The sequence below is a fragment of the Nocardia sp. NPDC059229 genome (assembly GCF_042754165.1).
Taxonomy (GTDB): domain Bacteria; phylum Actinomycetota; class Actinomycetes; order Mycobacteriales; family Mycobacteriaceae; genus Nocardia.
Map to the genome: position 1 here is coordinate 377,866 of NZ_JBHZAK010000006.1, position 24,976 is coordinate 402,841.

At 69.1% G+C, this 24,976-nt stretch carries 22 protein-coding genes; 12 read left to right on the top strand and 10 right to left on the bottom strand.

The annotated features are described in order from the left end of the window. Positions 1-45 precede the first annotated feature (45 nt). Positions 46-4,446 carry an ATP-dependent RNA helicase HrpA gene (hrpA, locus tag ACFXHE_RS17335; protein WP_379384097.1) on the bottom strand — a complete coding sequence of 1,467 codons (4,401 nt, stop codon included), beginning with the start codon at positions 4,444-4,446 and terminating at the stop codon, positions 46-48. A gap of 137 nt (positions 4,447-4,583) precedes the next feature. Here hrpA and ACFXHE_RS17340 point away from each other — a divergent pair, with 137 nt between their 5' ends. After that, positions 4,584-5,207, top strand: a complete 624-nt coding sequence (locus tag ACFXHE_RS17340; protein ID WP_379384099.1) for a Pr6Pr family membrane protein — start codon at positions 4,584-4,586, stop codon at positions 5,205-5,207. 7 nt (positions 5,208-5,214) lie between these two features. Here ACFXHE_RS17340 and ACFXHE_RS17345 read toward each other — a convergent pair whose 3' ends face one another. Together ACFXHE_RS17345 and ACFXHE_RS17350 are read right to left on the bottom strand one after the other, a co-directional pair. Further along, positions 5,215-5,670, bottom strand: coding sequence for a GNAT family N-acetyltransferase (locus ACFXHE_RS17345; RefSeq protein WP_379384101.1), 456 nt, complete (start codon positions 5,668-5,670; stop codon positions 5,215-5,217). Positions 5,671-6,047: 377 nt separating this feature from the next. Continuing rightward, positions 6,048-7,565, bottom strand: coding sequence for an APC family permease (locus ACFXHE_RS17350; RefSeq protein WP_379384103.1), 1,518 nt, complete (start codon positions 7,563-7,565; stop codon positions 6,048-6,050). A gap of 278 nt (positions 7,566-7,843) precedes the next feature. Between ACFXHE_RS17350 and ACFXHE_RS17355 the strand changes: the two genes are divergently transcribed. The 4 genes from ACFXHE_RS17355 (at position 7,844) to ACFXHE_RS17370 (ending at position 13,011) form a co-directional block, all read left to right on the top strand. Next, entirely contained in the window at positions 7,844-9,283 is a 1,440-nt protein-coding gene (locus ACFXHE_RS17355) for an APC family permease (RefSeq protein WP_379384105.1), read from the top strand. Positions 9,284-9,288: 5 nt separating this feature from the next. Further along, positions 9,289-10,017 (top strand): IclR family transcriptional regulator, encoded by a 729-nt coding sequence (locus tag ACFXHE_RS17360; protein ID WP_379384107.1) that lies wholly within the window; start codon positions 9,289-9,291, stop codon positions 10,015-10,017. A gap of 102 nt (positions 10,018-10,119) precedes the next feature. Then, the gene (locus ACFXHE_RS17365; protein WP_379384109.1) at positions 10,120-11,178 is read left to right on the top strand and encodes an ATP-binding protein; all 1,059 of its coding nucleotides are present in this window, start codon (positions 10,120-10,122) and stop codon (positions 11,176-11,178) included. 3 nt (positions 11,179-11,181) lie between these two features. Then, positions 11,182-13,011, top strand: coding sequence for a hypothetical protein (locus ACFXHE_RS17370; RefSeq protein ID WP_379384111.1), 1,830 nt, complete (start codon positions 11,182-11,184; stop codon positions 13,009-13,011). 31 nt (positions 13,012-13,042) lie between these two features. Here the strand turns inward: ACFXHE_RS17370 and ACFXHE_RS17375 are convergent, their stop codons facing one another. Both ACFXHE_RS17375 and ACFXHE_RS17380 read right to left on the bottom strand, forming a co-directional pair. Further along, on the bottom strand, positions 13,043-14,101 hold the full coding sequence (locus ACFXHE_RS17375) for an MspA family porin (RefSeq protein ID WP_379384113.1): 1,059 nt from the start codon (positions 14,099-14,101) through the stop codon (positions 13,043-13,045). A 67-nt stretch (positions 14,102-14,168) separates the two neighbouring features. Beyond that, a complete protein-coding gene (locus ACFXHE_RS17380; RefSeq protein ID WP_379384115.1) occupies positions 14,169-14,474 on the bottom strand; it encodes a hypothetical protein in 306 nt (101 codons plus the stop codon). Between the two features lie 112 nt (positions 14,475-14,586). On the opposite strand from ACFXHE_RS17380, the gene ACFXHE_RS17385 reads away from it, so the two are divergent. Beyond that, the gene (locus tag ACFXHE_RS17385) at positions 14,587-15,207 is read left to right on the top strand and encodes a DUF5134 domain-containing protein (protein ID WP_379384117.1); all 621 of its coding nucleotides are present in this window, start codon (positions 14,587-14,589) and stop codon (positions 15,205-15,207) included. A gap of 105 nt (positions 15,208-15,312) precedes the next feature. After that, positions 15,313-16,539, top strand: coding sequence for an aspartate aminotransferase family protein (locus ACFXHE_RS17390; protein WP_379384119.1), 1,227 nt, complete (start codon positions 15,313-15,315; stop codon positions 16,537-16,539). 26 nt (positions 16,540-16,565) lie between these two features. Here the strand turns inward: ACFXHE_RS17390 and ACFXHE_RS17395 are convergent, their stop codons facing one another. Next, positions 16,566-18,125: an MFS transporter gene (locus ACFXHE_RS17395; RefSeq protein WP_379384121.1), complete on the bottom strand. Its 1,560-nt coding sequence runs from the start codon at positions 18,123-18,125 to the stop codon at positions 16,566-16,568. A 127-nt stretch (positions 18,126-18,252) separates the two neighbouring features. Between ACFXHE_RS17395 and ACFXHE_RS17400 the strand changes: the two genes are divergently transcribed. Further along, complete coding sequence (locus ACFXHE_RS17400) at positions 18,253-18,486, top strand: hypothetical protein (RefSeq protein WP_379384123.1); 234 nt, start codon at positions 18,253-18,255, stop codon at positions 18,484-18,486. Here ACFXHE_RS17400 and ACFXHE_RS17405 read toward each other — a convergent pair. The 3 genes from ACFXHE_RS17405 to ACFXHE_RS17415 form a co-directional block, all read right to left on the bottom strand. After that, positions 18,483-19,175, bottom strand: a complete 693-nt coding sequence (locus ACFXHE_RS17405; RefSeq protein ID WP_379384125.1) for a PhzF family phenazine biosynthesis protein — start codon at positions 19,173-19,175, stop codon at positions 18,483-18,485. The two genes, ACFXHE_RS17400 and ACFXHE_RS17405, sit on opposite strands and share 4 nt — an antisense overlap. 171 nt (positions 19,176-19,346) lie before the next feature. Continuing rightward, a complete protein-coding gene (locus tag ACFXHE_RS17410; RefSeq protein WP_379384127.1) occupies positions 19,347-19,886 on the bottom strand; it encodes a carboxymuconolactone decarboxylase family protein in 540 nt (179 codons plus the stop codon). Positions 19,887-19,909: 23 nt separating this feature from the next. Beyond that, positions 19,910-20,497, bottom strand: a complete 588-nt coding sequence (locus ACFXHE_RS17415; protein ID WP_379384129.1) for a peroxiredoxin — start codon at positions 20,495-20,497, stop codon at positions 19,910-19,912. 108 nt (positions 20,498-20,605) lie between these two features. On the opposite strand from ACFXHE_RS17415, the gene ACFXHE_RS17420 reads away from it, so the two are divergent. From ACFXHE_RS17420 to ACFXHE_RS17435, 4 genes are all read left to right on the top strand, one after another. Further along, complete coding sequence (locus ACFXHE_RS17420; RefSeq protein WP_379384131.1) at positions 20,606-21,514, top strand: hydrogen peroxide-inducible genes activator; 909 nt, start codon at positions 20,606-20,608, stop codon at positions 21,512-21,514. Positions 21,515-21,627: 113 nt separating this feature from the next. After that, positions 21,628-22,404 carry an MBL fold metallo-hydrolase gene (locus ACFXHE_RS17425; RefSeq protein ID WP_379384133.1) on the top strand — a complete coding sequence of 259 codons (777 nt, stop codon included), beginning with the start codon at positions 21,628-21,630 and terminating at the stop codon, positions 22,402-22,404. Beyond that, a complete protein-coding gene (locus tag ACFXHE_RS17430; RefSeq protein ID WP_379384134.1) occupies positions 22,401-22,904 on the top strand; it encodes a gamma-glutamylcyclotransferase family protein in 504 nt (167 codons plus the stop codon). Before ACFXHE_RS17425 ends, ACFXHE_RS17430 begins: the two co-directional genes overlap by 4 nt. Before the next feature lie 34 nt (positions 22,905-22,938). After that, a complete protein-coding gene (locus ACFXHE_RS17435; RefSeq protein ID WP_379384136.1) occupies positions 22,939-24,534 on the top strand; it encodes an acyl-CoA synthetase in 1,596 nt (531 codons plus the stop codon). On the opposite strand, the gene ACFXHE_RS17440 is transcribed toward ACFXHE_RS17435, so the two are convergent. Further along, on the bottom strand, positions 24,496-24,972 hold the full coding sequence (locus ACFXHE_RS17440) for an RpiB/LacA/LacB family sugar-phosphate isomerase (protein ID WP_379384138.1): 477 nt from the start codon (positions 24,970-24,972) through the stop codon (positions 24,496-24,498). The two genes, ACFXHE_RS17435 and ACFXHE_RS17440, sit on opposite strands and share 39 nt — an antisense overlap. Positions 24,973-24,976 lie beyond the last annotated feature (4 nt).

Below are 24,976 nucleotides of genomic sequence, written 5' to 3' on the forward strand. Positions count from 1 at the left end.
TGCGCCAGTGCATGCCCATGGTGTCGCACGGAAGATCGCGCCCCGTCAGCGCTTTTGCTGGGGTGGGCGGCGGGCGATGTCGATCGCCTTCTCGATGCGCTTCGCCGACACCGGGTAGGGGGTGCCGAGTTGCTGGGCGAAGAGGCTGACCCGGAGTTCCTCGATCATCCACCAGATTTCGACGATGTCGCGGCCGCCCCGGCGCGCCTCGGGGAGATTGCCGACGAGCCGGTCGTAGGCGGCGTGGACGCGGTCGAGTTCGGCCAGGCCGGCGCGGTCGCGGTTGGCGGAGGCGGGGAGCGCCTCCAGGCGCAGGCGGGCGGCTTCCAGATAGCGGGGGAGTTCCCGCAGCCGGGCGCTGCCCCACTCGGCGATGAATCCGGGGAAGATCAGGTCGTCGAGCTGGTGCGTGACATCGTCGATGGCGTCGCGGTCGCGGGATTCGGCGAGGGCGGCGCGCAGCCGGTGCGCCTCGGCGAGAACCGGGACGACCGAGCGGACGATGGTCACGACGGCCGTGGTGAACTGCGGGCGGACCTTCTCCACCAGCGCCTGGAATTGCTCGGGGCTGCGCACCGGTCCGCCATTGGCGGCGATGAGTTCGTCGGCGGCGCAGGCGCGGCAGTCCTCGACCAGGGCGTCGAGGGTGCCGTACGGATTCTGGCTCAGCGCAAGGCGATCGGTGGGCGGCAGGCCCGCGGTGACGGCGCGGGTATTGGTGGTGATCGCGCCCAGCAGCAGGGCGCGGGTGCCGGTGCGCATGGCGGTGGCCTGGGCGGCGGGGGAGCTGAGGACGCGTACCGCCACGCCGTCCGCTTCCGCGACCAGGGCCGGATAGCCGGTAATGGTCTGACCGCTGACCTGGCGCTTCACCGAGGACGGCAGGGTGCCCAGGGATTCGGAGGTCCACACCGTGGACGGGGCCCGCTCGGCGGCGTTGTTGGCGCGCGCCACCGATTTCGAGACCTGTTCCGCCAGGGTGGATTTCAGTTCGGCGAGGCTCTTGCTGCGGGCCACGACGGCGCCGGTCGGGTCGGTGGCGGCGAAGGTCATGCGCAGGTGGTCGGGCAGGCCCGCCGGATCGAGCATGGTGGCGGCGATGGTCACCGAGCCGAGCTTCGACAGTTCCCGGGCCAGCCCGGTGCGCAGTGGTTCGGCGCGCGGGGTGAGGCGGTCCAGGGCGGCCTTGGCGAAGTCGGGTGCGGGAACCACGGTGCGGCGCAGCTGTTTCGGCAGCGTCTTGATGAACGCGGCGGCCAGCTCCTCACGCATGCCGGGGACCAGCCAGTCGAAGCCGACCGAGCGCACGTGCGCGAGCTGGGCGATCGGTATGTGCACGGTGACACCGTCGTCGGCCTGACCGGGCTCGAACTGGTAGGTGAGCGGGAAGGTCAGCTCGCCCTGCCGCCAGCTGTCGGGGTAGGCGGTCGGATCCAGCAGCGCCGCATCCTCGTTCACCACCGTGGAGGCGGTGAAGTCCAGCAGGTTCGGATCGGTGCGCTGGGTCTTGCGCCACCAGCTGTCGAAGTGCCGCACCGACACGATGTCCGACGGGATGCGCTGGTCGTAGAAGCCGAACAGCACCTGGCCGTCGACCAGGATGTCGCGCCGTCGGGCCCGATGCTCCAGATCCGCGACATCGTCGAGCAATTCGCGATTCCGCGCGAAGAAGTCGTGCTTGGTCTGCCACTCGCCCTGCACCAGCGCATGCCGGATGAACAGCTCCCGCGACAACTCCGGATCGATCCGCCCGAAGTCCACCCGCCGCTGCGTCACCAGCGGAATGCCGTACAGCGTCACCCGCTCGTAGGCCGCCGCCGCACCCCGTTTCGCCGACCAGTGCGGTTCGGAGTATGTGCGTTTCACCAGGTCCCCGGCCAGCCGCTCGGCCCACTCCGGCTCGATTCTGGCCGCGGTTCGCCCCCACAACCGCGAGGTCTCGACCAATTCCGCCGCCATCACCCACCGCGGCGGCTTCTTGGCCAGCGACGATCCGGGGAAGATCATGAACTTGGCATTGCGGGCGCCCAGGAACTCCCGGGTCTCCGCCTCCCGCACGCCGATATGCGACAGCATGCCGGCCAGCAACGCCTGGTGGATCGACGTCACATCCCACGGCAGCGAGTCATTGTCCAGCCCTGCCTTCGCCGCGAGCGATTCGGCCAGGCCGGACTGCCCGCTCGATCCCGCGCCGCCCCGGCGGCCCGAATCGTTGCCGCGTCCGCTGGAACTGCCGCGCCCACTGTCATCGGCGCTACGCGAATCCCGGCCGCGCACTGATCCGCTGCGGCGCGTGTCGTCAGCGACCGATGCCGACTCCGCACGCCCGGCCTCGGAGCTCTGCCCACCGCGCTGAGTGGCATTGCCGCCGTTGATGTTGCGGCCCTGCACCGAGCTTGCGGCGGCACCGCCGCGCTCGGCGGATTCGGTTCCGGAGCCGTTCCCGTCGCGCTCGGCACTGCTGCCACGGCCTGGGTTACGGCCGCGGCGGTTGCGCGGGTTGTTTCCGGCGTCGTCGGAAGGCGTTGCGGTGCGGTCGAATTGGGTGTCCGAGCCCGCGGTGTTCCAGCCGAGGCCACGGGTGATGGTGCGGAGCTGGCCGTGCAGGTCCTGCCATTCGCGAATGCGAAGGTAGTGCAGGAACTCGTCGCGGCACAGGCGGCGGAACTGGTTGGAGGAGAGGGCGTTCCGCTGTTCGCGGAGGTAGTCCCAGAGGCGCAGGTAGGCCAGGAAGTCGGAGCCCTCGACGGTGAAGCGCGCGTGTTTGGTGTCGGCGGCCTGCTTGTGTTCGACGGGCCGTTCGCGGACGTCCTGGATGGACAGGGCCGCGACGATGATGAGGACCTCGGCGAGGCAGCCGCCACGGTTGGCCTCGACCAGCATGCGGGCCATGCGCGGATCGACCGGGATCTGCGCCATTTCGCGGCCGATGGGGGTGAGGATCAGACCGGCGTCGGGAATGTCCTTGCGCGCACCGGCTTCGGCCTCCGCCCGGGCCAGCGCGCCGAGCTCCTCGAGCAGCGCGATGCCGTCGCGAATGGCGCGGGCGTCAGGGGCCTCGACGAACGGGAAGCTCTCGATATCGCCGAGTCCGAGCGCGGTCATCTGGAGAATGACGGCGGCCAGGTTGGTGCGCAGGATCTCGGGTTCGGTGAACTGCGACCGGGATTCGAAGTCGTCCTCGGAGTACAGCCGGATGGCGATACCGTCCGCGACACGGCCGCAGCGACCGGACCGCTGCCGCGCCGATGCCTGCGAGATGGACTCGATGGGCAGCCGCTGCACCTTCGTGCGCATGGAGTAGCGCGAAATGCGTGCGGTGCCAGGGTCGATCACGTAGCGGATGCCCGGCACCGTGAGCGAGGTCTCGGCCACATTGGTGGCGAGCACCACGCGCCGGCCGGTGTGCGATTCGAATACCCGGTGCTGCTCGGCCGCCGACAGCCGCGCGTACAGCGGCAGTATCTCGGTGCGCGGCAGCCGCATGTCCCGCAGCGAATCCGCGGTATCGCGGATCTCGCGCTCGCCGGAGAGGAAGACCAGAATGTCGCCGTCGCCCTCGGCCTGCAGTTCCCGCACCGCGTCGCCGATGGCGTCGGTGGGGTCGCGGTCGACGATCCGGGTGTCCTCGTCGTCGGGGTCCTCGGAGGTGACCGGAAGCTCCAGCGACAGCGGCCGGTATCGGACCTCTACCGGATACGACCGTCCCGACACCTCGACAATCGGTGCGGGCGTGCCGTTCTCGTCACTGAAGTGCCGTGCGAACAGCTCCGGGTCGATGGTCGCGGAGGTGATGATGATCTTCAGATCCGGCCGCTTGGGTAGCAGCTGCTTGAGATACCCGAGCAGGAAGTCGATATTGAGGCTGCGCTCGTGCGCCTCGTCGATGATGATCGTGTCGTAGCGGCGCAGCAGCCGGTCGCGCTGGATCTCGGCGAGCAGGATGCCGTCGGTCATGAGTTTGACCAGCGTGCGGTCCGACGCCTGATCGGTGAACCGGACCGTGTAGCCGACCACGTCGCCCAGTTCGGTGCCGAGTTCCTCGGCGATGCGCTCGGCCACGGTGCGGGCGGCCAGTCGCCGCGGCTGGGTGTGGCCGACGGTGCCGCGGATTCCGCGCCCGAGCTCGAGACAGATCTTGGGGATCTGGGTGGTCTTGCCGGAGCCGGTCTCACCGGCCACGATCACGACCTGGTGTGCGGCGATGGCGTCGGCGATGTCGTCGCGGCGCGCGGAGACCGGTAGCTGCTCGGGATACCGGATGGTCGGGACGGCGGCGCGGCGGGCGTCCACCCGGCGTTGCGCGGCGTCGATATCTGTTTCGAGGTCGGTGAGATCGCCGCCGCGGGCCTTGTCGAGCCTGCGACGCAACCGGTGCTCGTCGCGGATCGAGAGATCGGCCAGGCGGGAACGAAGCTCGCGAGAGGTGGCGGCGGTCCTGGTCATTGCATCGTCAACGATAGCGAAGAGTCGGTCCGGGCCGGTCGGCGCGGTATCCGGCGGCCCGATCTCGCGCTTGCCGGAAGTGTGCCGCACCGGCGTATCGTCCGCGGTCGGGCAGTTCGGCATGCGACCATCGGGCCATGGCAGTCAGAGGTGGAACGCCCGCGTGGATCCGGGTGCTGCGCATCGTCTTCGGAATCCTGGGCTTGGTCGCGCTGGTCTGGATTCCGCTGCGCAATGTGGGCAACCCGAACTATTCGTATCTCAACTTCTTCAGCTACTTCACCATCCAGTCCAACATCCTGGGCATCATCGTGCTGCTGGTCGGCGGGCTGCGTGACCCGGCCGGCCGGCGCTGGCAGGTGCTGCGCGGCGCGGCCACCCTCTACCTGACCATCACCTTCGTCATCTACGCGGTGCTGCTGGCCGATATCGATGTGCAGCTGACCGAACGGTGGATCAACGACACCCTGCACCGGGTGATCCCGATCGTGCTGATCGCGGACTGGTTGCTGGTGGCCGCCGGTCTGAAGCCGACCATCCGGCTCATCATGGGCTGGCTGGCCTACCCGCTGGCCTACGGCGCCTACACGCTGTTGCGCGGGCCGTTCGCCGATTGGTACCCCTACCCCTTCATCGACCCCCGCGGCCAGGGCTACGCCCAGCTGTCCGGCGGGCTGGTGACCATGGCCGTGATCTTCGCCATCCTGGGCGTGATCGCGGCGGCGCTGAACGGGCTGGTACCCAGGGCCGTCGGGTGCTGACTCCGGCTCAGAGTGCCCGGGTCATGAAGACACTGTGCGGGTCCGCCGCGTAATCCGCGAACGGCCCGCACTCTTCGAACCCATAGCGCTCGTACAGCCGCACCGCGGGCCGATAGAACTCCGACGCCCCGGTCTCCAGGCTCAACCGCGCGTATCCGCGCGCGGCGGCCTCGGCGAGGATGTGCCGCAACAACTGTGACGCCACCCCGCGCCCCCGGTGACTCGCCGCGGTCCGCATGGACTTGATCTCACCGTGCACCGGATCCAGCTCCTTGAGCGCCCCGCACCCGGCCAGTTCCGTGCCCTCCCACGCGGACCAGAAGGTGATCTCCGGCTTGCGCAGCGCCGCCACATCGAGCGCGTGCATGCTGTCCTCGGGCGAGTTCGCCAGCATCTCGGCAACGTGGGCCTCGAGCAGTCCGATCACCTCGTCCCCGCTCAGATCGTCGATCACAATGCGCATGCCGCCAGGTTATCGGCCGAGCTCGGGACCATGACTGCCTGGGCCGCACCGCCGGATCCGGGTACTGACCACACGCGCCAACCCGCCGACCTACCGTGCCGTCCGTTCCGGTGTGGTGCGTGTGCACTCCTGCGACCGGTGAGACTCGGTGTGGTCGGCCGGGTTTCGTGATCATTTCGGGTTATCCGGCTCGGCTGTTCGGGCCGTCGTGGGGCGAACCGCAATGGCACGGTTCCGAGGGTGCTATCGCGGGGCGTCGGATACGTGCACGCCGACTCGAAGCTGAAGACGGCCCGGAAGCCGCAAGGCTCCGGGCCGTTTCCACGCCGCCGGACCTCACATGCCGCGAGTTCCGGAATGGCCCCGATCAGGGCGGGTCAGCGTTCGTGGGTTTCCTCCAGGACGGTCCGGCCGACCCGCGCGTACCGGGCGGGGGAGCGACGCTTCAGATATTCGGCGAATCCGAAGCCGCCCAGGGCGATTGCGGCAACCAGCCACGGGGTGGCCTTCAGGACCAGGGAGCTGGATTCGGCGCCCGCGGCGGTACCCATATTGAGGACCAGCAACCCGACCACCCCGGCCATGGCGAGGCCGCCCACCAGCGGAGCCAGCACGGTGCGGAACCAGTGCCGGCTCTCGGGGTGATGGGTGCGGAAGTAATTGAGTACCGCGAAGGAACAGGCGGCCTGGACCACCAGGATGGCCATGGTGCCGAGGATCGCGAGCAGCGTGTAGGTACCGGAATAGGGATCCTTGCCCGCGATTCCGAATCCCGCGACCAGCGCGCAGGCGATGACCGTCTGGACCACGCCCGCGATGTGCGGTGACCCGTGCCGAGGATGGGTGCGGCCGACGGTGCGCTCGAGCACGGGGAAGACGCCTTCCCGGCCGAGCGCGTAGAGGTAGCGGGCGGCGCAGTTGTGGAATGCCATGCCGCAGGCCAGGGATCCGGTCATCATGAGCCACTGCATGGCGCTCACCGCCCAATGCCCGACGTAGGTCTGGGTGGGGTGGAAGAACAGGTCCATCGGGTTGTCGGAGGACGCCAGCGCCGCCGATTCCCCGCTGCCGTTGCCGGACATGGCCATCCACGACACGAGTACATAGAACACGCCCACGCCGATGACCGCGATCATGGTGGCCTTGGGGATGATCCGTTTGGGGTCACGGGATTCCTCGCCGTACATGGCCGTCGACTCGAATCCCACCCACGACCAGAACGCGAAGAACAAGCCCAGGCCCGCCGACGGCCCGGTGAAGGCATTGACCGGATTGAGCGGCGCGAACGAGAATCCGTGCGGCCCACCGCCGTGCAGCGCCACCGCGATACCCATGATGGCCAGCACCGCGCACTCGGTGCCCAGCAGCACGACCAGGAACTTCTCCGCGACAGCCACCCCGAACCAGGTGCCCAGGGCATTGATCGCCAGCATGACGATCGCGAACACCCACCAGGGCACGTGCACGCCGAACTGTGCCGCAACGGTATTCGTGCCGAAGCTGGAGAAGATCCCGACCAGCGATCCCTCGAACACCATGTACGCGAAGGTGGCCAGCAGTCCCGCCGCCAGCCCGGCCGAGCGGCCCAGTCCGAACGAGATGAACCCGTAGAACGCGCCGGTCGCGGTGATGTGCTTGGACATGGTGGTGAAGCCCACCGAGAACACCGCGAGCACCACCATGGCGATCAGGAACGCGGCGGGCGTGCCCGTCCCGGTCCCGGCCGAGATCATGAACGGCACATTGCCGGTCATGGCGGTGATCGGCGCGGCGGTGGCGATGGCCATGAACACCACCCCGAGCAAACCCACGGCATTGGCTTTGAGGCGGTGCACCCCGTCGGGTGGATTGGCGCCGGGCGGCGCGGCGGTGGCGCGTTCGATCTGCTGCGTCATGGATCCGTCTCTCTGCTGCGCCCGCCCCGGAATCACCGGGTGGCGGGGTCTTTTCCGATGGCGCGGAACGCTATAGACGGTCTGTAACAGCGGCGGGTGTGCGACGGTGACCGTCGGCGGGAAAGGCGCAAGATTTTTCTCTCGCCTCGAGACAAGCCGATGTTACCTGTGTTTACGCCCGTGCAATATGGATCGGCGACGCTGTGGCAACCCGTTGTCAGGGAACCGGTCCAGAGAGAGGCGCACGTATGAGATCGGCTGCGCCGAGTCGGCCCCCGGTGTCCGGACGTTCGCCGGTGCGCGGATTGACCCGGCGCGAACTGCCTTTCGTACCGGTGTTCGCGCAGTCGGTCGCGGCCATCGCCCCGTCGGGAACGGCCGTGGTCACCCCGGCGTTCGTGATCGGCGCGGCCGGGGGCGGGGCGAGCGTGGCCGCGTTCCTGGCGGCGGCGCTGCTGGCCTGGGGTGTGGCGCTGGTGATCCGGCCGATGGCGCAGCGGCTGGCGGTGACCGGTGGGCTGTACACGTATGTGGCCAAGGGGCTCGGCCCCGCGGTGGCCGTACCGGTCGGCTGGTCGGCGATCGCCGGGTACGCGAGCGTCAGCGTGGCGGGGCTGATCGCGGTCGGCACGTATCTGGACCAGGTCGCGGTAACCGCCGGACTCGGCGGATTCGGCGGGACCGCAACGATTGTCGCGCTGCTGCTGATCGCGGCCTCGGCCGCGGCCGTGCTCATGGTGCGGGGGATCCGGCTGTCCGCCTCGGTGACCCTGCTGATCGAATGCGTCTCGGTGGTGACGGTCCTGGCTCTGATGGGCTACCTGCTGACCCGCGACGGCGTCGGCGCGCAGGCCGGCCGCGCCTTCGAATGGCACGGTGGCACCGGTGGTCTCGCCATGAGTGCGGTGGTGGCCATCAGCGCTTTCGTCGGGTTCGAGAGTGCGACAACGCTGTCCGCCGAGGCCTACCGGCCGTTCCGGTCGGTGCCGCGCACGCTGGCGTGGACGCCGGTCGCCGCCGCGGTCATCTATCTGATCACGGTGTCCGCGCAGGCGGTGGCGCTGGCCGCCGCGCCGCCGGGCCTGGCCGCCGGTTCCACACCGGTGACGGACCTGGTGCTGCAGGACAATTCGCGATTTTTGAGCGCGTTGCTGGATCTCGGGGTGGCGGCATCGTTCTTCGCCTGCACGGTCGCCTCGATCAATGCCCTGGTCCGTGTGCTGTTCACCATGGGCCGCGAGGGCATCGCCCCGGCCGCGGCCGGTCGCACGCACCCGCGCTTCCATACGCCCGCGCCCGCGATCGTCGCGGCGGTCGGCGCGGTGACAGCCTGCGCGGTCTGGTACCTGCTGTCGGGAGCCGAACCGCAGGACGGGATTCGAAGCTTCCTCACCCTGAGCGCGCTCGGCTATCTGGGTTCGTATCTGCCCGCCTGCCTGGCCACTCCGGCGCTGCTGCGCCGCATCGGCGAACCCAGCCGTGGCATGGCGCTGCTCGGCACGGTCACCGCGACCCTGCTCGGAATCCTCATGGTCGCCGCCGCGGTATCGGCCCGCAGCGACAATGTCACCGTCGTGATCGCCTACGCCGCGGTGCTTGCGGCCGCCGCGCTCTTCACCGTCGCGCTGCGGGTCTGCGCGCCGGGTCGGTTGCGCGGCCTCGGCATCTATGACGAACCGCAGCGCGCGGACCTGCTGCCCACCGCGACCTTCCGGTAGGCGCGATGAAGGACTCCCGCCGCACCACCACCGTCTCCAACTCCATCGCCATTCTCGAGGCGGTCGCCGACTGCGGCGTGGGCGTCACCGCCAAGGAGATCGCCGAACGCCTCGGCATCGCCCCCGCCACCACCTACCGGCTGCTGAATTCCCTTGTCGCCGACGAGTATCTGGTCCGCACCGCCGATCTGCGCGGCTTCGCGCTGGGTGCGCGGCTGCACGGGTTCGCGGCCGCCATCCGGATGCCGGTGGTGCCTGCGGCCGCGGACAGGCTGCTCGGCGAATTCCGTGCGTCCACCCGATTCGCGGTGCACCTCATGAACTTCCGCCCGGCCGCGGTCCAGGTGCTCAGCGAGGACCCGGACCATCCGATTCCGGGCGAGCGGGAGCTGTCACGGCATCTGCACGCCTCCGCCGCGGGCAAACTACTGCTCGCCGCACGGACCGAATGGCGCACGCTGGTCGCGCACCCGGTGCGTATCGCGGCGCGCACCAAGATCGATCACACCGCCCTCGCCGAGGATCTACGGACCGTCCGCGAGTCCGGATATGCCAGGGCCGCAGACGAACTCGTGCCCGGTGTCGCCTGTCTGGCCCTGCCCATCTACAACGCCCTGGGCAGCCTCGCGGGTGCGCTGTGCCTGAGCGGCCCCAGCAACCGCCTTCCGGCGCTCGAGACCCACCGCGATCCGGCCCGTGATTGCGCCGCCCGCCTGGGCCCGCTCCTCTACTGACTCGCCCCGCTGCTCCATCGACGTCGTCTCACGCCGAAAATCATTGGCCGCTTTCGGGTGTGCGCTCCTAACCTGGGTCCACATCCGACCCGAAAGGACGATTTGGAAGCGACTGTCACGGTGACTCCGGACCAGTTGCCGGAGCTGCTGCTGCACGTCGCGGTGGTGCGTCCGGTATTTCTGTGGGGAGCGCCCGGAATCGGGAAGAGCTCGCTGGTGCGCGGTTTCGCCGAGGCCCTCGGCCTGGACTGCGTCACCCTGCTGGGCACGCAGCTGGCCCCCGAGGACCTCATCGGCGTGCCGCAGATCGTCGAGAACCGCAGCCGGTTCGCGCCGCCCGAGATGATCGCCCGCGAGCAGCCGTACTGCCTGTTCCTCGATGAACTCAATGCCGCGCCCGCGGAAGTCCAGAAGTCGTTCTACTCACTGATTCTCGACCGGCGCGTGGGCGCCTACGAACTGCCCGCCGGATCGGTGGTGATCGGTGCGGGCAACCGCGCCACCGACAACGCCCTCGCCCGCCCCATGGCCTCCGCGCTGGTCAACCGCATGGTGCACGTGCACCTGCGCGCCGACGTCGACGACTGGCTGAAATGGGCCGCCGGCAATGACATTCATGCCTGGGTGATCGAGTACGTCATGCAGCGGCCCGACCACCTGTGGGCGCAGCCGCCCAAGACCGAACAGCCCTTCTCCACCCCGCGCGGCTGGCACATGCTCTCCGACGCCCTGCACTCCTACGGCGACGACATCGATGACACCACCCTGGCGGTGCTGTCGTCCGGAATCCTCACCGCCGCACACGCTTCGGGCTTCCGCGCCTTCGTCAAGACAGTGCGGCACGCCTACGATCTGGAGGCGGTCGTCAAGGGTGAGGCGGGCTGGCCCCGCAATCCCGCCGACCGCGACCTGCTGTACTTCCTGTCGGAGGCGTTCCGGGCCCGGCTCGTCAAAGAACTCCCCGCATCCCGCGAGCATGCGTCGCCCGGGGTGAAACGGTTCTCGCTGCGCGCCAAGACCATGCTCACCGAACTGGCCGAGATCTCGGTCGAGTGCGCGCAGCTGGTCATCGCCGCCGACGACGACGGGCTGCCGGTCCTGCCGTCCTGGTTCCTGGTCGAGGTCACCCGCGATCTGCCGCGGCTGGCAGCGCGGCGGTAGCCCGTGGCCGGACGCTCGAATCGCAAGCGCGGCAGGGTGATCGACCCGTGGCGGGAGAATCTCGACACCGGGTGGCGGCAGGTGTGTCAGCATCCAATGTTCCGGCGGATCCAGAACGGGTCCATCGACATCGACGGCCGCCTGCCCGACAATGTATGGGCGGTCGTATCACCTTGGGGCACTGTCTATTACGACTCGAAGCGGCGTGGCTCCGCCGAGGAATGGGCGTGGGTCTTCGCGCATCTGCTGCTGCATGCGGGGTTCGGCCACCTTGATCCACGCGTCCAGCCGGAGCGCGCCCTGGAGCCGAATGTCTACGCGCGCACCTGGATCACGGCGTCGAGTCAGCCCCATCCGGTCTATCGAGCCGCCTGCTGCGCGGTGGTCGACCAGTATCTGCTGCCCCTGAAGATCGGCCGCCCGCCGCACGAGTTGGCGCCCCCGCCCGGCGGGTCGGATGAACGTGGCCTGGCCGAGCGCTGGTGGCAGTCGAGCGTCCCGGAGCCCTACCGCCGCACCGAGTTCCCGGACTTCTTCGTCGACACGCCCGAGACGGCCGGCAAGCGCGATCATCAGTCCCGCTTCGCCGCCGGTATCGGCGAGGCGGCCCGGGAGGCGCTGGCCGAGGCCGGCCGCGATGTCACGCGCGGGCAGGCCGCGACCCTGCGGGTCTGGGACCGGGCGCTCAACTGGTTCGTCTCGTCCTATCCACTGCTGGGCGCGCTGGCCGCGGGCATGACGATCGTCGCCGACGCGGATCTCGCGCGCGGCTGGGACATTTCGATCGCCGCGGTCAATGCCCAGGCGGCCGAGATCTACATCAATCCGTTCGCGGCGCTGTCCGCTGAAGAGTGGCGCTTCGTCCTCGCGCACGAAATGCTGCACGCGGCGCTGCGGCACGGTGACCGCGCGGGCTGGCGTGACCACTACCTGTTCAATGTCGCCTGTGATTACGTGGTCAACGGCTGGCTCGTCGAGATGGGCGTGGGGGAGCTGCCCGAGGGGCTGCTGTACGACCCGCAGCTGAAAGGTCTTTCGGCCGAACAGGTCTACGACCGCATCGCGACCGATCTGCGTCGCCTGCGCAAGATCGCCACCCTGCGCGGGCGCGGCAAGAGCGACATCCTCGGAGAACCGCTGCCGCACAGCCACACTCCGCGCCGCTACCTGGACCTGGACGAGTACTACCGCAATGCCCTGCACACCGGCCTGGCCTACCACCAGTCCAGCGGCCGCGGACCGCTACCTGCCGGACTGGAACAGGAGATCCGCGCGCTCGATCAGCCGCCGCTGCCCTGGGATGCCCAACTGGCGCAATGGTTCGACGAGCACGTCCCGGCCGTCGAGAAGCGCCGCAGCTACGCCCGCGCCGCGCGCCGCCAGTCCGCGACCCCCGACATTCCGCGCCCGGCCTGGGCGCGCCCGGAGGAATCGGTGCGGCTGCCCACCTTCGGCGTGGTACTGGATACCTCGGGCTCGATGCCGGAGGAGCTGATGGGCAAGGGGCTGGGCGCCATCGCGTCCTACGCCCTCGCTCGTGACGTGCCGCGTGCCCGAGTCGTGTTCTGCGATGCGGCCGCCCACGATGCCGGATACCTGCCGGTCGACGAGATCGCCTCCCGCGTTCGCGTGCGCGGTCGTGGCGGCACCGTGCTGCAACCGGGCATCCGGCTGCTCGAACGCGCCGACGACTTCCCGGCCGACGGACCGATTCTGGTCATCACCGACGGCATGATCGATGTCCTGCGCATCCGCCACGAACACGCCTTCCTGATCCCGGCGGGCGCCGCGCTGCCGTTCCGCCCCCGCGGACCGGTCTTCCGGATCCGCTGACCCCCAACACTTCTCGAATCGGCTTTGCGCCTCAGAAGGTGAACTGATCGCCGTAGGCGGTGGTCTGCACCACCCCCTGCGCGGTACTCACCGTGGTCGTGACGAAGGGGACGGCCGACACCGGCGAGGCGCATTGGGCGACGTTCAACGCGGCGTTGTTGAACGTAATGCGGTAGGGGAACACGGTGGTGTTGTCCAGGGCCGACGTCGCCGTTGTCGCGATGGTGACCTGGCCGGGCCCCAGGGTGGCCGTCAAGACTTCGGTCAGGCCCAGCGCCCCGCCGACACTGGGTCCGAGGTCGATACTGGGCGGGCTGGCACTGGTTGGGGTGGTAGTGGTCGGGGTGGTTGGAGTGGTCGGGGTGGTTGGAGTCGTTGGTGTGGTCGGAGTGGTTGGGGTTTGGCTGGCGCTGGCTGGGCTGGTTGTGGTTTGGCTGGCGCTGGCTGGGCTGGTTGTGGTTGGAGCGGCGCTCGCTGGGCTGGTAGTGGTTGGGGCGGCGCTGACTGGGCTGGTAGTGGTCAGGGCGGCGCGGGCTGGGTTGGTACTGGTCGGGGCAGCCCGGGCTGGGCTGGTACCGGGTGTGATGGTGCTGGGTGTGATGACGGAGGCGATGGACGGACTCGGGATGGGCGTGACCGTCGCAATCGGCGCGCTGACGGCGCTCGCGGGGCTCGCGGGGGTCGCGGGGGTCGCGGGGGTCGCGGGGCTCACTGTCGGGGCCAGGGCGCCGGCCCAGCCTTGATTGGGCTCGATTCCGACGGTGAATCCGCCGGCCACACTGATCCCGCAGCCGAGGATGAACCCTGCGACGGCCTGACCGGCCGTGATCGGGTCACCCTCCACATTGACCGAGTAATCGCCGGACATCTGCGCGGCATGCGAGAACGTCATGAGGAAGTTCGGAGTCCGGTTGCCGGGTGCATTCACCCCGACGCTGTCGACCGATGCCGTCACATGAACTCCCGAACCGGTTACATCCGCGCCGGGTGGCTGGGCTCTGCCCACATCGGCACCCCAGGCCCACACGCCCAGGACCCCCAGGGTCGCCACGGCCGTGCCCGCCGCGGCGACGATTAGTAGACGCCGCAAACCTGGATCCTTTCTCGAAGATGTGCGCTAGCGTTTCTTCCAGAGTTCGATATCGCAGGAACAGCCGCTAATGGCTGGCAAATAGAGCGTATCGGAGACATCGGGCCGGGTAGCGAACGCGGAGATAAGGCGTGTCGACCGGGGAATTCCTGCCGACCGGGAAATACCCGCCACGAAATACATTGCCGGAAAAAGGTTTCGAGCTGCACTGCTTCTTGTGCGCTGTGGGGTCGCCGAGACCGGCCTCCAGGGTGCTCAGCCGTGCGTCGAAGCCTCGCATCTCGTGGAGGATCACTTTCATCGCCTCGGTCATCTGCTCGACCGAATAGCGCGGCAGGTTCACGTTCGCGCTCGGCCCCGGGTAATCGGTCACCCCAGTGGCGGTGCCCGGGCGGGGGATTCGGCAGGGGAAAGGCGGGGGAGCCGGGGCCGGACGGTGTCAGCATGGAAGGGGAACCGGTCGCCGCGGTGAGAGGTGGTGAGGTGTGGCGGTATTCGTGGAGCAGTACGGGGTGGTGCGGTGGGTCGCGGTGATCGCCTTCTGTCTGGCCGCCGCCCTGGTGGCCGCCAGGTTGGGCACGGCGCGCCCGGGCCCGTGCGCCGGGTTGCGCGCGGATCGGGAGTCGGATGCCGCACACCTGGTGATGTGCCTGGTCATGCTGGGAATGCTGATGTTTCCGACGGTCGCCGATCCGCACGCGGTGCGTGGGGTGCTGACGGCCATGGTGGTCGTGTACACGCTGTTGCTGGGAGATCGGATGCTGCGGTGGCGCAGCGGGATTTCGGACCCGGACACCGGGGGCGGTACGGTCGGCGCGTTCGCTTATCACGTGCTGGGGGCCGCGGCGATGCTGTACGCGATGAGCGGGCACGGGCCGCACGAACACGGTGGGCACGGGCACGCAGGGCCCGTGCCCGGTCCGGTGCTGATGCTGGCGGCGCTGTTCGCGGCGGACGCGGCGGTCATGGCGGTACCGGCGCTGCGCCACCGGTTGCCACGGGTGTTCCCGCATCCCATGGGCATGGCCGGATCGCTGGCCGTGGTGCCACACCTGGTAATGGATCTCGGCACCGCCTACATGCTCGTCGCCGCCGCGGCCGGGTGACCCGGGGGCCGTTCGACCTGTTCACCGTCGTGATGGTGAGATGGTGAAGAAAGGTCGGTTCGCCCGGATGGGCGTGGCCGATATCGGGTGATGGAGGTGCTCTGGATGGGTTCGCTGTGGCATGGCTTCGCCGATATGGGTGCGGTCGAACGGGACGGGGCGTTCGTGGTGGCGCGCGGCGAGGGCGCGTACATCTGGGACGAGGGTGGGACACAGTACCTCGACGCCACCGGCGGTCTCTGGTTCGCCAATATCGGGCACGGCCGCCGTGAGATCGCCGACGCGGTCGCCGCCCAACTGACCCAGGTCGCGCACTACTCCAACTTCGGTGATCTGGCCTCACCGGTGACCCGTGATCTGGCCGAGCGGCTCTCGGCCCTGGCGCCGGTGCCCGGCAGCAAGATCTTCTTCACGTCCGGCGGATCCGACGGCGTCGACACCGCCGCCAAGCTGGCCCGCCGGTACTGGCAGGAGCTCGGCCGCCCGGAGAAGACCATCCTGGTCGGCCGCCAGAAGGCGTACCACGGCATGCATGTCGGCGGCACTGCGCTGTCCGGCATCCCGGTCAATGCCGAGGGTTACACCGGTGTCCTCATGCCCGACACCCGCACCATCGAATGGGATCAGGCCAAGGCGCTGACCGCCCTCATCGAGGAGGTCGGCGCGGACCGGATCGCGGCGTTCTTCGCCGAGCCCATCATCGGCGCCGGCGGGGTGTACCTGCCGCCGGAGGGCTATCTCACCGAGGTCCGGCGGATCTGCCGCGACAACGACATCCTCTTCGTCGCCGACGAGGTCGTCACCGGCTTCGGCCGCATCGGCGGATCCTGGTTCGCCTCCTCGCGTTTCGGCCTGGAACCCGACCTCATGACCACCGCCAAGGGCCTCACCTCCGGGTACGTCCCCATGGGCGCGGTCTTCGTCGCGCCCCGCGTTGCCGAGCCGTTCTTCGCCGGCGGCGTCTGGTGGCGGCACGGCTACACCTACGGCGGCCACGCCGGTGCGGCCGCCGCGGCCATGGCCAACCTCGACATCGTCGAGCGCGAGCACCTGTTGGACGCCAGCAAGAACCTGGAATCTCTGCTGCACCAGTACTTCTCGCCGCTGGCCGAGCACCCGCGGGTCGCCGAGGTGCGCAGCGGCCTGGGTGCGGTCGCCGCGGTCCAGCTGGCCGACCCGGCCGAGGCTCTCGCCATGGTGAAAACCCTACGCGCCCACGGTGTCTCGACCCGCGCCGCCGGTCAGGGCGCCCTGCAGATCTCGCCGTCGTTCGTCATCACCGAGGCCCAGGTCGCGGAGATGGCCGACCGCTTCGCCCGCGCCCTGGGCTGAACCGGACCGGGCGGAGTGCCCGAACGCTAGTGCCCGTGCCCGCCGGAGAGTTCGCCGGCGGGCACGTGACGTAGCTTGGCCACGGCCAGCACACCCACGAGGAGCGCGCCCGCCGCCGCGACTCCCGCCGTGATGTGCACACCGTGGATGAACGCCGTGCGGGCCGCGGTCAGGACCGCGGCACCCATATCGCCGGGGAGCGTCGCGGCCACCTGGACCGCCTCGCCCAGCGTTTCGCGCACCGCGTCCGCGCCCGGCAGCTCGCGCGGCAGCGCGTCGGAAAGATCGGCGCGGTAGATGGCCAGGCTGATGCTGCCCAGGATCGAGATGCCCAGGGCGCCACCGAGTTCCGCGCCGGTCTCGGACACCCCCGAGGCGGCCCCCGCCTGCTCCGGCGGGGCGGAGCCGACGATGAGCTCGGTGGTGATGCCGAAGACCGGGGCCAGCCCCAGGGCGATGAGCAGCGAGGCGATCACCGCCAGGACCGGGCTGCCGTGCGCCGACAGCTGGGTGAGCATGACCAATCCCAGTGCGGCCAGTACCATTCCGGCGCCGATCAGGTAGGCGGGCCGCACGACCCGCACGATACGCGGGGCCGCCTGCGAACCGATGATGAAGCCGACACTGGACGGCGCCATGGCCGCACCGGCCTGCATGGGCGTCATATCCAGAACCAGCTGGAAGTACTGGGCCACGAACAGGAAATATCCGAACGCCACGAAGATGGCGATCACATTGATGCCCAGCGCGGTGCGGAACGCGCCCAGCCGGAACAGCCGCAGATCCAGCATGGGATCGGGACGGGTGAGCTGACGGCGCACGAACAGCGCGCCCGCGAGCAGCCCGGCCACCGCGGCCACCAACGGCACCGTCCCCGGCCCATCCTGCGCGACCTTCTTCATGGCCAGCACCAGCGCCACCATGGTGACCACACTGAGTGCGGCACTGGTCAGATCGAGCCGCCCGGCCTCCGGATCACGGAACTCCGGCAGCACCCGCGGCCCGAGCACCAGCAGCAGCGCCATGACCGGTACGGCCAGCAGGAACACCGAACCCCACCAGAAATGCTCCAGCAGTATGCCGCCCAGCAGCGGGCCGACCACGCCGCCCGCGGAGAACGCGCTCACCCAGGTGCCCACGGCCAGCGACCGCTGCCGGGGATCGCGAAACATGTTGAAGATCAACGACAGTGTCGACGGCGCGATGGTCGCGCCCGCGATGCCCAGCAGCGCCCGGCACCCGATCAGGAATTCGGCGGTGGGGGAGAAGGCCGCGATCACCGACACCACGCCGAACAGCGCTCCGCCGAGCAGCAGTAACCGCCGTCGCCCGATGCGGTCGCCGAGCGTGCCCATGGTGATGAGCAGACCGGCCAGCATGAACCCGTAGACGTCGATGATCCACAGCAGTGCGGTGCTGCTCGGATGCAGTGTCGCGCTGATCTGTGGCACGGCCAGGTGCAGCACGGTCAGATCCATGGCGTAGACCAGGCAGGCCAGCGCCAGCACCCCGAGGCCGATCCACTCGCGCCGTCCCGCCCGGTCGGACCGCTCGGGGGCGGTCGGTGACTCGACGGAGGTGTCCACGGCGAAACGTCCTTTCCAGAAGGGTGATCAGCTGCGGCCGATGGCTGCGGCGCGCCCCCAACCATCTCACCGCCCACCGACAGCCGCGCAACCGATTTTGCCGCCGCACCGGCGGTAGGCTGCGGTAATGGCCGAGTTCGAGAGCTACCGCGCCAACCTCGAGGTGGCCGACCTCACGCCCACCGTCGACTTCCTGCGCGATGTGCTGGGGTTCGTCGTCGAGGTTGACGAGCCCGCGATGGGGCTGGCGCTGCTGCATCCCGGGCGGCCATCGGCTCGCCTTCGGGCAGCGCATCGGCCCGGCGGCCTAGGCCGTCCGGGCCGATCGGGTCACGGTGTGCCGAAAGGGTTTTGCCGCTAGATGAGGATCGGGTGATCGGCGACCACGCGGCCGCCGACCCGGGCCCAGCCGTCGGAATCCCATTCGGTGAAGATCTGGGAGCCCTCGCCCTGCGTGATGTTCAGCCCGCGGGTGAGCAGGGCGGTCAGCGCGATGGCGGCCGCGCCCGTGGCCTGGTCCTCGGGAACTCCCATGGCGGGGGCGAACATTCGCGCGCGGACTGCACCGCGCGGCTCGTCGGTCCAGGCCCAGCAGTAGTGCTGGCCTGCCGGGAAGTCGGCCGGATCCAGGGTGGCGATCTCGGCCGGATCCTCGAACTGGTGGAATTCGAAGGCCGGGGCCCATTCGGCCCGGGCCCGGGCCCAGGTCAGGCCCTCGGAGAGGGTCACCTCGACCGGCCCGGCGGGCACGTCGATGATCTTCACGGGTTGCAGCTGGTCATTGAGCCACCACGCGGTGCCGACCGTGGGGTGCCCGGCGAAGGGCAGCTCGGTGGCGGGGGTGTAGATACGCATTTTCACTCGCCCGTCGACCGGGTCGTCGACCACCACGGTCTCGCTGTAGCCCACGCGGGCCGCCAGCGCCTGATGGTCGGCATTCTCGACGGCGGAGCGGCGGACGATGCCGAGCGGATTGCCGAAACGCCCGGCCGCGTCGGTGAACACGCGCACGACTTCGATCTGTGCGCCATCACTTTCCGGAACGGTCATGTCAAGCGAGCTTACCGACAGTTATTGATTCGCGGGAGGCCCGCATCTGCCTGGCTTGTCGGGGCCGGGGCGCTTTCCAATCCAACCGGCGACCGTATTGCAGCAATCGATTAGCAAATATAGATAAGGGCTGTACACCCGCAGGTGTACAGCCCTTTCGGCTGGACTCGACTAGACGGTGGCGGTGGCCAGCGCCTCGGTCGATACCACGGCCTGGCCCACGCCCGCCACGATCGCGGCGGCGCGCAGCGCCTCGAAGATCACCTCGCGCGAGACGCCCGCCTCGCGCAGCGTGTGCTCGTGCGCCTCCAGGCAATGCTGGCAGCCGTTGATCGAGGAGACCGCGAACGACCACAGCTCGAAGTCGGCCTTGTCCACGCCCGGCGTGCCGATGATCTGCATGCGCAGGCCCGCGCGCAGATCGTCGTAGCGGCCCTCCAGGAACGCCTTGCCGCGGTAGAACACATTGTTCATGCCCATGATCGACGCGGCGCCGAGCGCGGCGTTGTACGCCTCGGCGGACAGCACGTCGGCCGCCTCCTCGGCGATCTCGCGCAGCGTGGTCGCCGAGCGGGTGGCCGCGGCCGACGCCAGCAGGCTGCCCCACAGCTGCTGCTCGTTGAGCACGGTGGTGCGCGCCAGCGAGGACAGGTTGAGCTTCAGATCCTTGGCGTACTCGGGTAGCGAGTTCTTGAGATTTTCGATGGTCACGACGAATTCCCTTGTGAGCCTTGTTACACCGACGCGGTCATGAGCTCGCCGGCCTGGATGGTCGGGTCGCCCTTCTTCCAGTTGCAGGCGCACAGCTCGTCGGACTGCAGCGCGTCCAGCACCCGCAGCACTTCCTCGACATTGCGGCCCACCGAACCGGCGGTGACGGACACGAACTGGATCTCGTTGTTCGGGTCGACGATGAAGGTGGCGCGGTCGGCGACGCCGTCGGCATTGAGAACGCCGGTGGCGGTGGCCAGTTCGCGCTTGAGGTCGCTCAGCATCGGGAACGGGAGGGTCTTGAGGTCCTCGTGCTGGGCGCGCCACTGGAAGTGGACGAACTCGTTGTCGACAGAGGCGCCCAGCACCTGCGCGTCGCGGTCGGCGAACTCCTCGTTCAGCTTGCCGAAGGCGGCGATCTCGGTCGGGCACACGAAGGTGAAGTCCTTGGGCCAGAAGAAGACGATGCGCCACTTGCCGGCGTAGTCGTCGCTCGAGATCTGGGTGAAGTAGTCGTCGGGCTGCTGAGCGTTCACCTTCGAGAGATCGCCGCCGATGACAGCCTTCAGGTTGTAGGCGGGGAACTGATCGCCGATGGTCAGCAGGGCCATGCTTGCTCTCCTCATATGTAGTCGTGCCGATTGTGTCGAGACGTATATACGATCTTTGCCGAACTGCGGTGAGAGGTAAACGTGATCGGTCGCACTACACTGATAGGCGTGACTGATCAAACTTATCAGCCCACCCTGTCACAGCTGCGTGCGTTCGCTGCCATCGCGGAATACCGGCACTTCGGCACCGCGGCGACGCGGCTCGGCGTGAGCCAGCCCACGTTATCGCAGGCACTGGCATCATTGGAAAACGGACTGGGGCTCCAGTTGATCGAGCGCAGTACGCGCCGGGTCCTGGTCACCGCCGACGGCAAACGGCTACTGCCGCAAGCCATTGCCACCCTCGAGGCCGCTGACCGATTTGTCGCCTCCGCTGCTGGTGAGGGGCTGCGCGGCACCCTGCGGCTCGGCATCATCCCGACCATCGCGCCGTACGTGCTGCCCCGGCTGCTGCCCGAATTGCGCACGCGGGTGCCCGCTCTGGTGCCGCAGGTGATCGAGGACCGGACCGCCCGGCTGCTGGACGGGCTGCGCTCGGGCGTCCTGGACGTGGCGCTGCTGGCGCTGCCCACCGATGTCCCCGGACTGGTCGAGATACCGCTCTACACCGAGGAGTTCGTGCTGGTGCTGCCGCGCGAGCACGAACTGGCCGGGCGCACCGACCTGACACTCGCCGACCTGGACGCGCAGCCGCTGCTGCTCCTCGACGAGGGCCACTGCCTGCGCGACCAGACCCTGGAACTGTGCCGGGCGCACGACGCGCAGCCGGGTGCGGTCGGCGACACCCGCGCGGCCTCTTTGGCCACGGTGGTGCAGTGCGTCGCGGGTGATCTCGGCGTCACGCTGATCCCGGCCATGGCGGTGGCCGCCGAAACCGCGCGCGGCACTTTGGACATCGCGACCTTCGCCGCCCCGGCGCCGGGCCGCACGGTCGGACTGGCGTTCCGCTCCTCCACCGCTCGGGGCGACGACTACGACCAGCTCGCCGAGATCATCCGGGAATGCCGGCCGCGCTGACCCCTCGTGCGGTGCGCGGCGCTGACCCCTTGTGCAGTGCTGGGCGGCGACCCCGGCAATTCCGGCAACCTGCGCGGTTGCGTCACCACAGGGTGTCTGAAACGCTCGGGCCTATGCGGATTCACCACCTGAACTGCGGCACCATGGGATTCGGCCTGATCGACCACTGCCTGCTCATCGAGACCCGGGACGCGCTCGTGCTCGTGGACACCGGGTTCGGGCTGGAGGCCGTGCGGCAGCCCGGCAAGATGGTGGGTGCCAGCCGTTTCCTGCTGGGGGCGAAGCCGGCCGAGGCCGAGACGGCGGTGCGCCAGATCCAGCGCCTGGGGTATGACCCGCGCGATGTCCGTCACGTCATCCTGACCCATCTCGACCTGGACCACTCCGGCGGGCTGTCGGACTTCCCCGAGGCCACCGTGCACGTGCACGGACCCGAATTCCGTGCCGCCACCGCCACACCCACCCTGTCCGAGCGGTTGCGCTACCGGGCCGCGCAGTGGGCGCACGGGCCCAAGTGGATGGTGAACGAGGTCGAGGGCGGCGAGGACTGGTTCGGGTTCACCGCGGTGCGTGACCTGCCCGGGCTGCCGCCGGAAATCGTGGTGGTGCCGCTGGCCGGGCACACCCGCGGGCACGCCGGGGTCGCGATCGACCACGGCAACGGGTGGCTGCTGCACGCGGGCGACTCGTTCTTCGCGGAGTCCAGCATCCATCCAGAGGAGCCGTTCACGCCGTTCTGGTGGAAGGTGTACGAGACCGGAGCCATTGCGGGCGAGGCGTATCGGGCCAATCAGCGGCGGCTGCGGGAACTCAGGAAGCTGCACGGTCACCAGGTGACCATCATCAACTCGCACGACGCGGGCATTTTCGCTCGTACGGCCGGCAGATGACCAGCCCCGGCTCGCGGGAACTCCCCGCTCCGCCGCCCCGCGGTTCGCGGTGGAGCCGATCGCGGTTGCCGGCGGCGGGTGAGCCCCTGTTCGTCTACGGAACTCTGCAATTCGGCCCGGTGCTGACCGAATTGATCGGGCGGGTACCGGCAATGGAACCCGCGCGCTCGATCGGGCGGCGGGCGGCCGCGCTGCCCGGCCGCGCGTATCCGGGACTGGTGGCCGCGACCGGCTCCGTGACCGAGGGGTACCTGCTCACCGGGCTGACCGCCGACGAGTGGCGGGTGCTCGACGCTTTCGAGGACGACGAATACGATCTGCTGCCGGTGTCGGTGCACGCGGGGGAACGGGTCGGCTACGCGTGGACCTATGCCTGGACTGCCGAGGTCGAGGACTTCGAGTGGTCGCCCGCGGCGTTCGCCGCCGAGCACCTGCCGCGTTACGTCGGGAAATGCGCTGCGTGGCGGCGAAATCTCGTCCTGCTCAGCGAGACTGTATGACGCCGGACACATTCGTGCGGTAGAAGTTGATCGCATGGATGCAGAGGGCACTGAGCTGATAGTGGCGGCCGCGCGGTCGCAGGCGCTCGGAGATCTCCTGCGGCGCAGCGCCGCCCGGGTCCCGGACAAGACCGCGCTGGTCTGGCGGGAGCGGCGGGAGAGCTACGCCGATCTCGATGCGGCGGTGAACCGGGTCGCGCACAGCCTGGCCGATCGCGGTGTGACGCAGGGCGATCGGGTCGCGATCTATTCGCACAACTGCCGTGAGTTCGTGCTCGTGTACTTCGCGCTGGCGCGGCTGGGCGCGATCTCGGTGCCGATCAACTTCATGCTCACCGCCGACGAGGTGGCCTTCATCCTCGGACACTCCGGGGCTGTCGCGCTGATCACCGAGGACGGACTGGCCGGGGAGGCCGAGGCTGCGGTGAAACAGCTGGGCGACAGCGAGATCCGGCTGTTCGGCTGGATCGGGCTGGGCGGGCTGCCCGCGACGGCCGGGTGGGAGGACGTGAGCGCGTGGGAACACCATCCCGACGCCTCGGCGCCGCAGGTGTTCGTCGGCGACGACGATCCCGTCCAGATCATGTACACCTCCGGCACCGAGTCCCGCCCCAAGGGTGCGGTGCTGTCCAGCCGCGGGCTCATCGCGCAGTACACCAGTGTGGTGGTGGACGGGCGCATGAGCGCCGACGACATCGAGGTGCACGCGCTGCCGCTGTACCACTGCGCCCAGCTGCACTGCTTCCTCACGCCCGACCTGTGGCTCGGCGCGACCAGCATTCTGCTGCCGAGCCCCGATCCCGCGACGATCCTGCGCACCATCGAAACCGAGCGCGCCACCAAGCTGTTCTGCCCGCCGACGGTGTGGGTGTCGCTGCTGCGGCATCCCGACTTCGACGGCTACGACCTGTCGTCCCTGCGCAAGGGCTACTACGGCGCCAGCATCATGCCCGTCGAGGTGCTGGTCGAACTCTCCGAGCGACTACCCGGGGTGGGGCTCACCAACTTCTACGGCCAGACCGAACTCGCGCCGCTGGCCACGGTCCTCGCGCCCGAGGACCAGCTGACCAAGCCCGGTTCGGCGGGCCGCCCGGCCCTCAATGTCGAGACCCGCGTGGTCGATGACGACGACGTCCCGGTCGGCGTCGGCGTGGTCGGCGAGATCGTGCACCGCTCTCCGCAGGCCATGCTCGGCTACTGGAACGACCCCGCGAAAACCGCGGAAGCCTTCCGCAACGGCTGGTTCCACAGCGGCGACCTCGGCGTCCTGGACGCCGACGGCTACCTCAGCGTCGTCGACCGCAAGAAGGACATGATCAAGACCGGCGGCGAGAACGTCGCCAGCCGCGAGGTCGAAGAGGTCCTCTACGAGCACCCCGAGATCTCCGAAGCGGCCGTGGTGGGCATCCCGCACCCGCACTGGATCGAAGCCGTCACCGCGATCGTGGTGGCCCGCAATGGAACCGACCCCGACGCGGCCACCGTCATCGCGCACTGCAAGCAGCGGCTCGCCGGCTACAAGGTCCCCAAGTACGTGACGTTCGTCGAGGCGCTCCCCAAGAACCCCAGCGGCAAGATCCTCAAACGCGAACTACGCACCGCCCACGCCCATCTCGCCACCGAGGCTTGATCCCGCGATCCCGTCCAGGTGCGCGATATTCGCGCGATCGCCGGGGTCCGCACTCGGGGCCCCGGCGAACCAGGCATCCAGAATCTCGGCCAGCTGCGCCCGTGAGGTGAGCCGCAGACTCAATGCCAGCACGTTGGCGTCATTCCACTTCCGTGCTCCCTCAGCGGTATACGCGTCCACGCACAGCGCCGCCCGCACCCCCGGCACCTTGTTCGCCGCAATGGAAGCGCCGGTCCCGGTCCAGCAGCACACCACCGCCTGCTCGGCCCGTCCCTCCGCGACATCCCGCGCCGCAGCCTCACTGGCCCAGGCCCAGTCGTCCCGTTCCGCGGGCTCCAGCGCGCCGTGCACGGTCACCTCGTGCCCGCGGGCCCGCAGCTCCTCGACCACGGCCGCGGCCACGCCGGTGTCCTCGTCAGCGGCAACCGAAATCCTCATGGAT

Bases quoted from the DNA above. Each gene is read 5' to 3' on its own strand.
- ACFXHE_RS17340 (WP_379384099.1), top strand. From the start codon at position 4,584: ATGGCAGTCAGAGGTGGAACGCCCGCGTGGATCCGGGTGCTGCGCATC.
- ACFXHE_RS17390 (WP_379384119.1), top strand. From the start codon at position 15,313: ATGGGTTCGCTGTGGCATGGCTTCGCCGATATGGGTGCGGTCGAACGG.
- ACFXHE_RS17350 (WP_379384103.1), bottom strand. From the start codon at position 7,565: ATGACGCAGCAGATCGAACGCGCCACCGCCGCGCCGCCCGGCGCCAAT.
- ACFXHE_RS17440 (WP_379384138.1), bottom strand. From the start codon at position 24,972: ATGAGGATTTCGGTTGCCGCTGACGAGGACACCGGCGTGGCCGCGGCC.
- ACFXHE_RS17360 (WP_379384107.1), top strand. From the start codon at position 9,289: ATGAAGGACTCCCGCCGCACCACCACCGTCTCCAACTCCATCGCCATT.
- ACFXHE_RS17415 (WP_379384129.1), bottom strand. From the start codon at position 20,497: ATGGCCCTGCTGACCATCGGCGATCAGTTCCCCGCCTACAACCTGAAG.
- ACFXHE_RS17405 (WP_379384125.1), bottom strand. From the start codon at position 19,175: ATGACCGTTCCGGAAAGTGATGGCGCACAGATCGAAGTCGTGCGCGTG.
- ACFXHE_RS17400 (WP_379384123.1), top strand. From the start codon at position 18,253: ATGGCCGAGTTCGAGAGCTACCGCGCCAACCTCGAGGTGGCCGACCTC.
- hrpA (WP_379384097.1), bottom strand. From the start codon at position 4,446: ATGACCAGGACCGCCGCCACCTCTCGCGAGCTTCGTTCCCGCCTGGCC.
- ACFXHE_RS17430 (WP_379384134.1), top strand. From the start codon at position 22,401: ATGACCAGCCCCGGCTCGCGGGAACTCCCCGCTCCGCCGCCCCGCGGT.
- ACFXHE_RS17435 (WP_379384136.1), top strand. From the start codon at position 22,939: ATGGATGCAGAGGGCACTGAGCTGATAGTGGCGGCCGCGCGGTCGCAG.
- ACFXHE_RS17345 (WP_379384101.1), bottom strand. From the start codon at position 5,670: ATGCGCATTGTGATCGACGATCTGAGCGGGGACGAGGTGATCGGACTG.
- ACFXHE_RS17425 (WP_379384133.1), top strand. From the start codon at position 21,628: ATGCGGATTCACCACCTGAACTGCGGCACCATGGGATTCGGCCTGATC.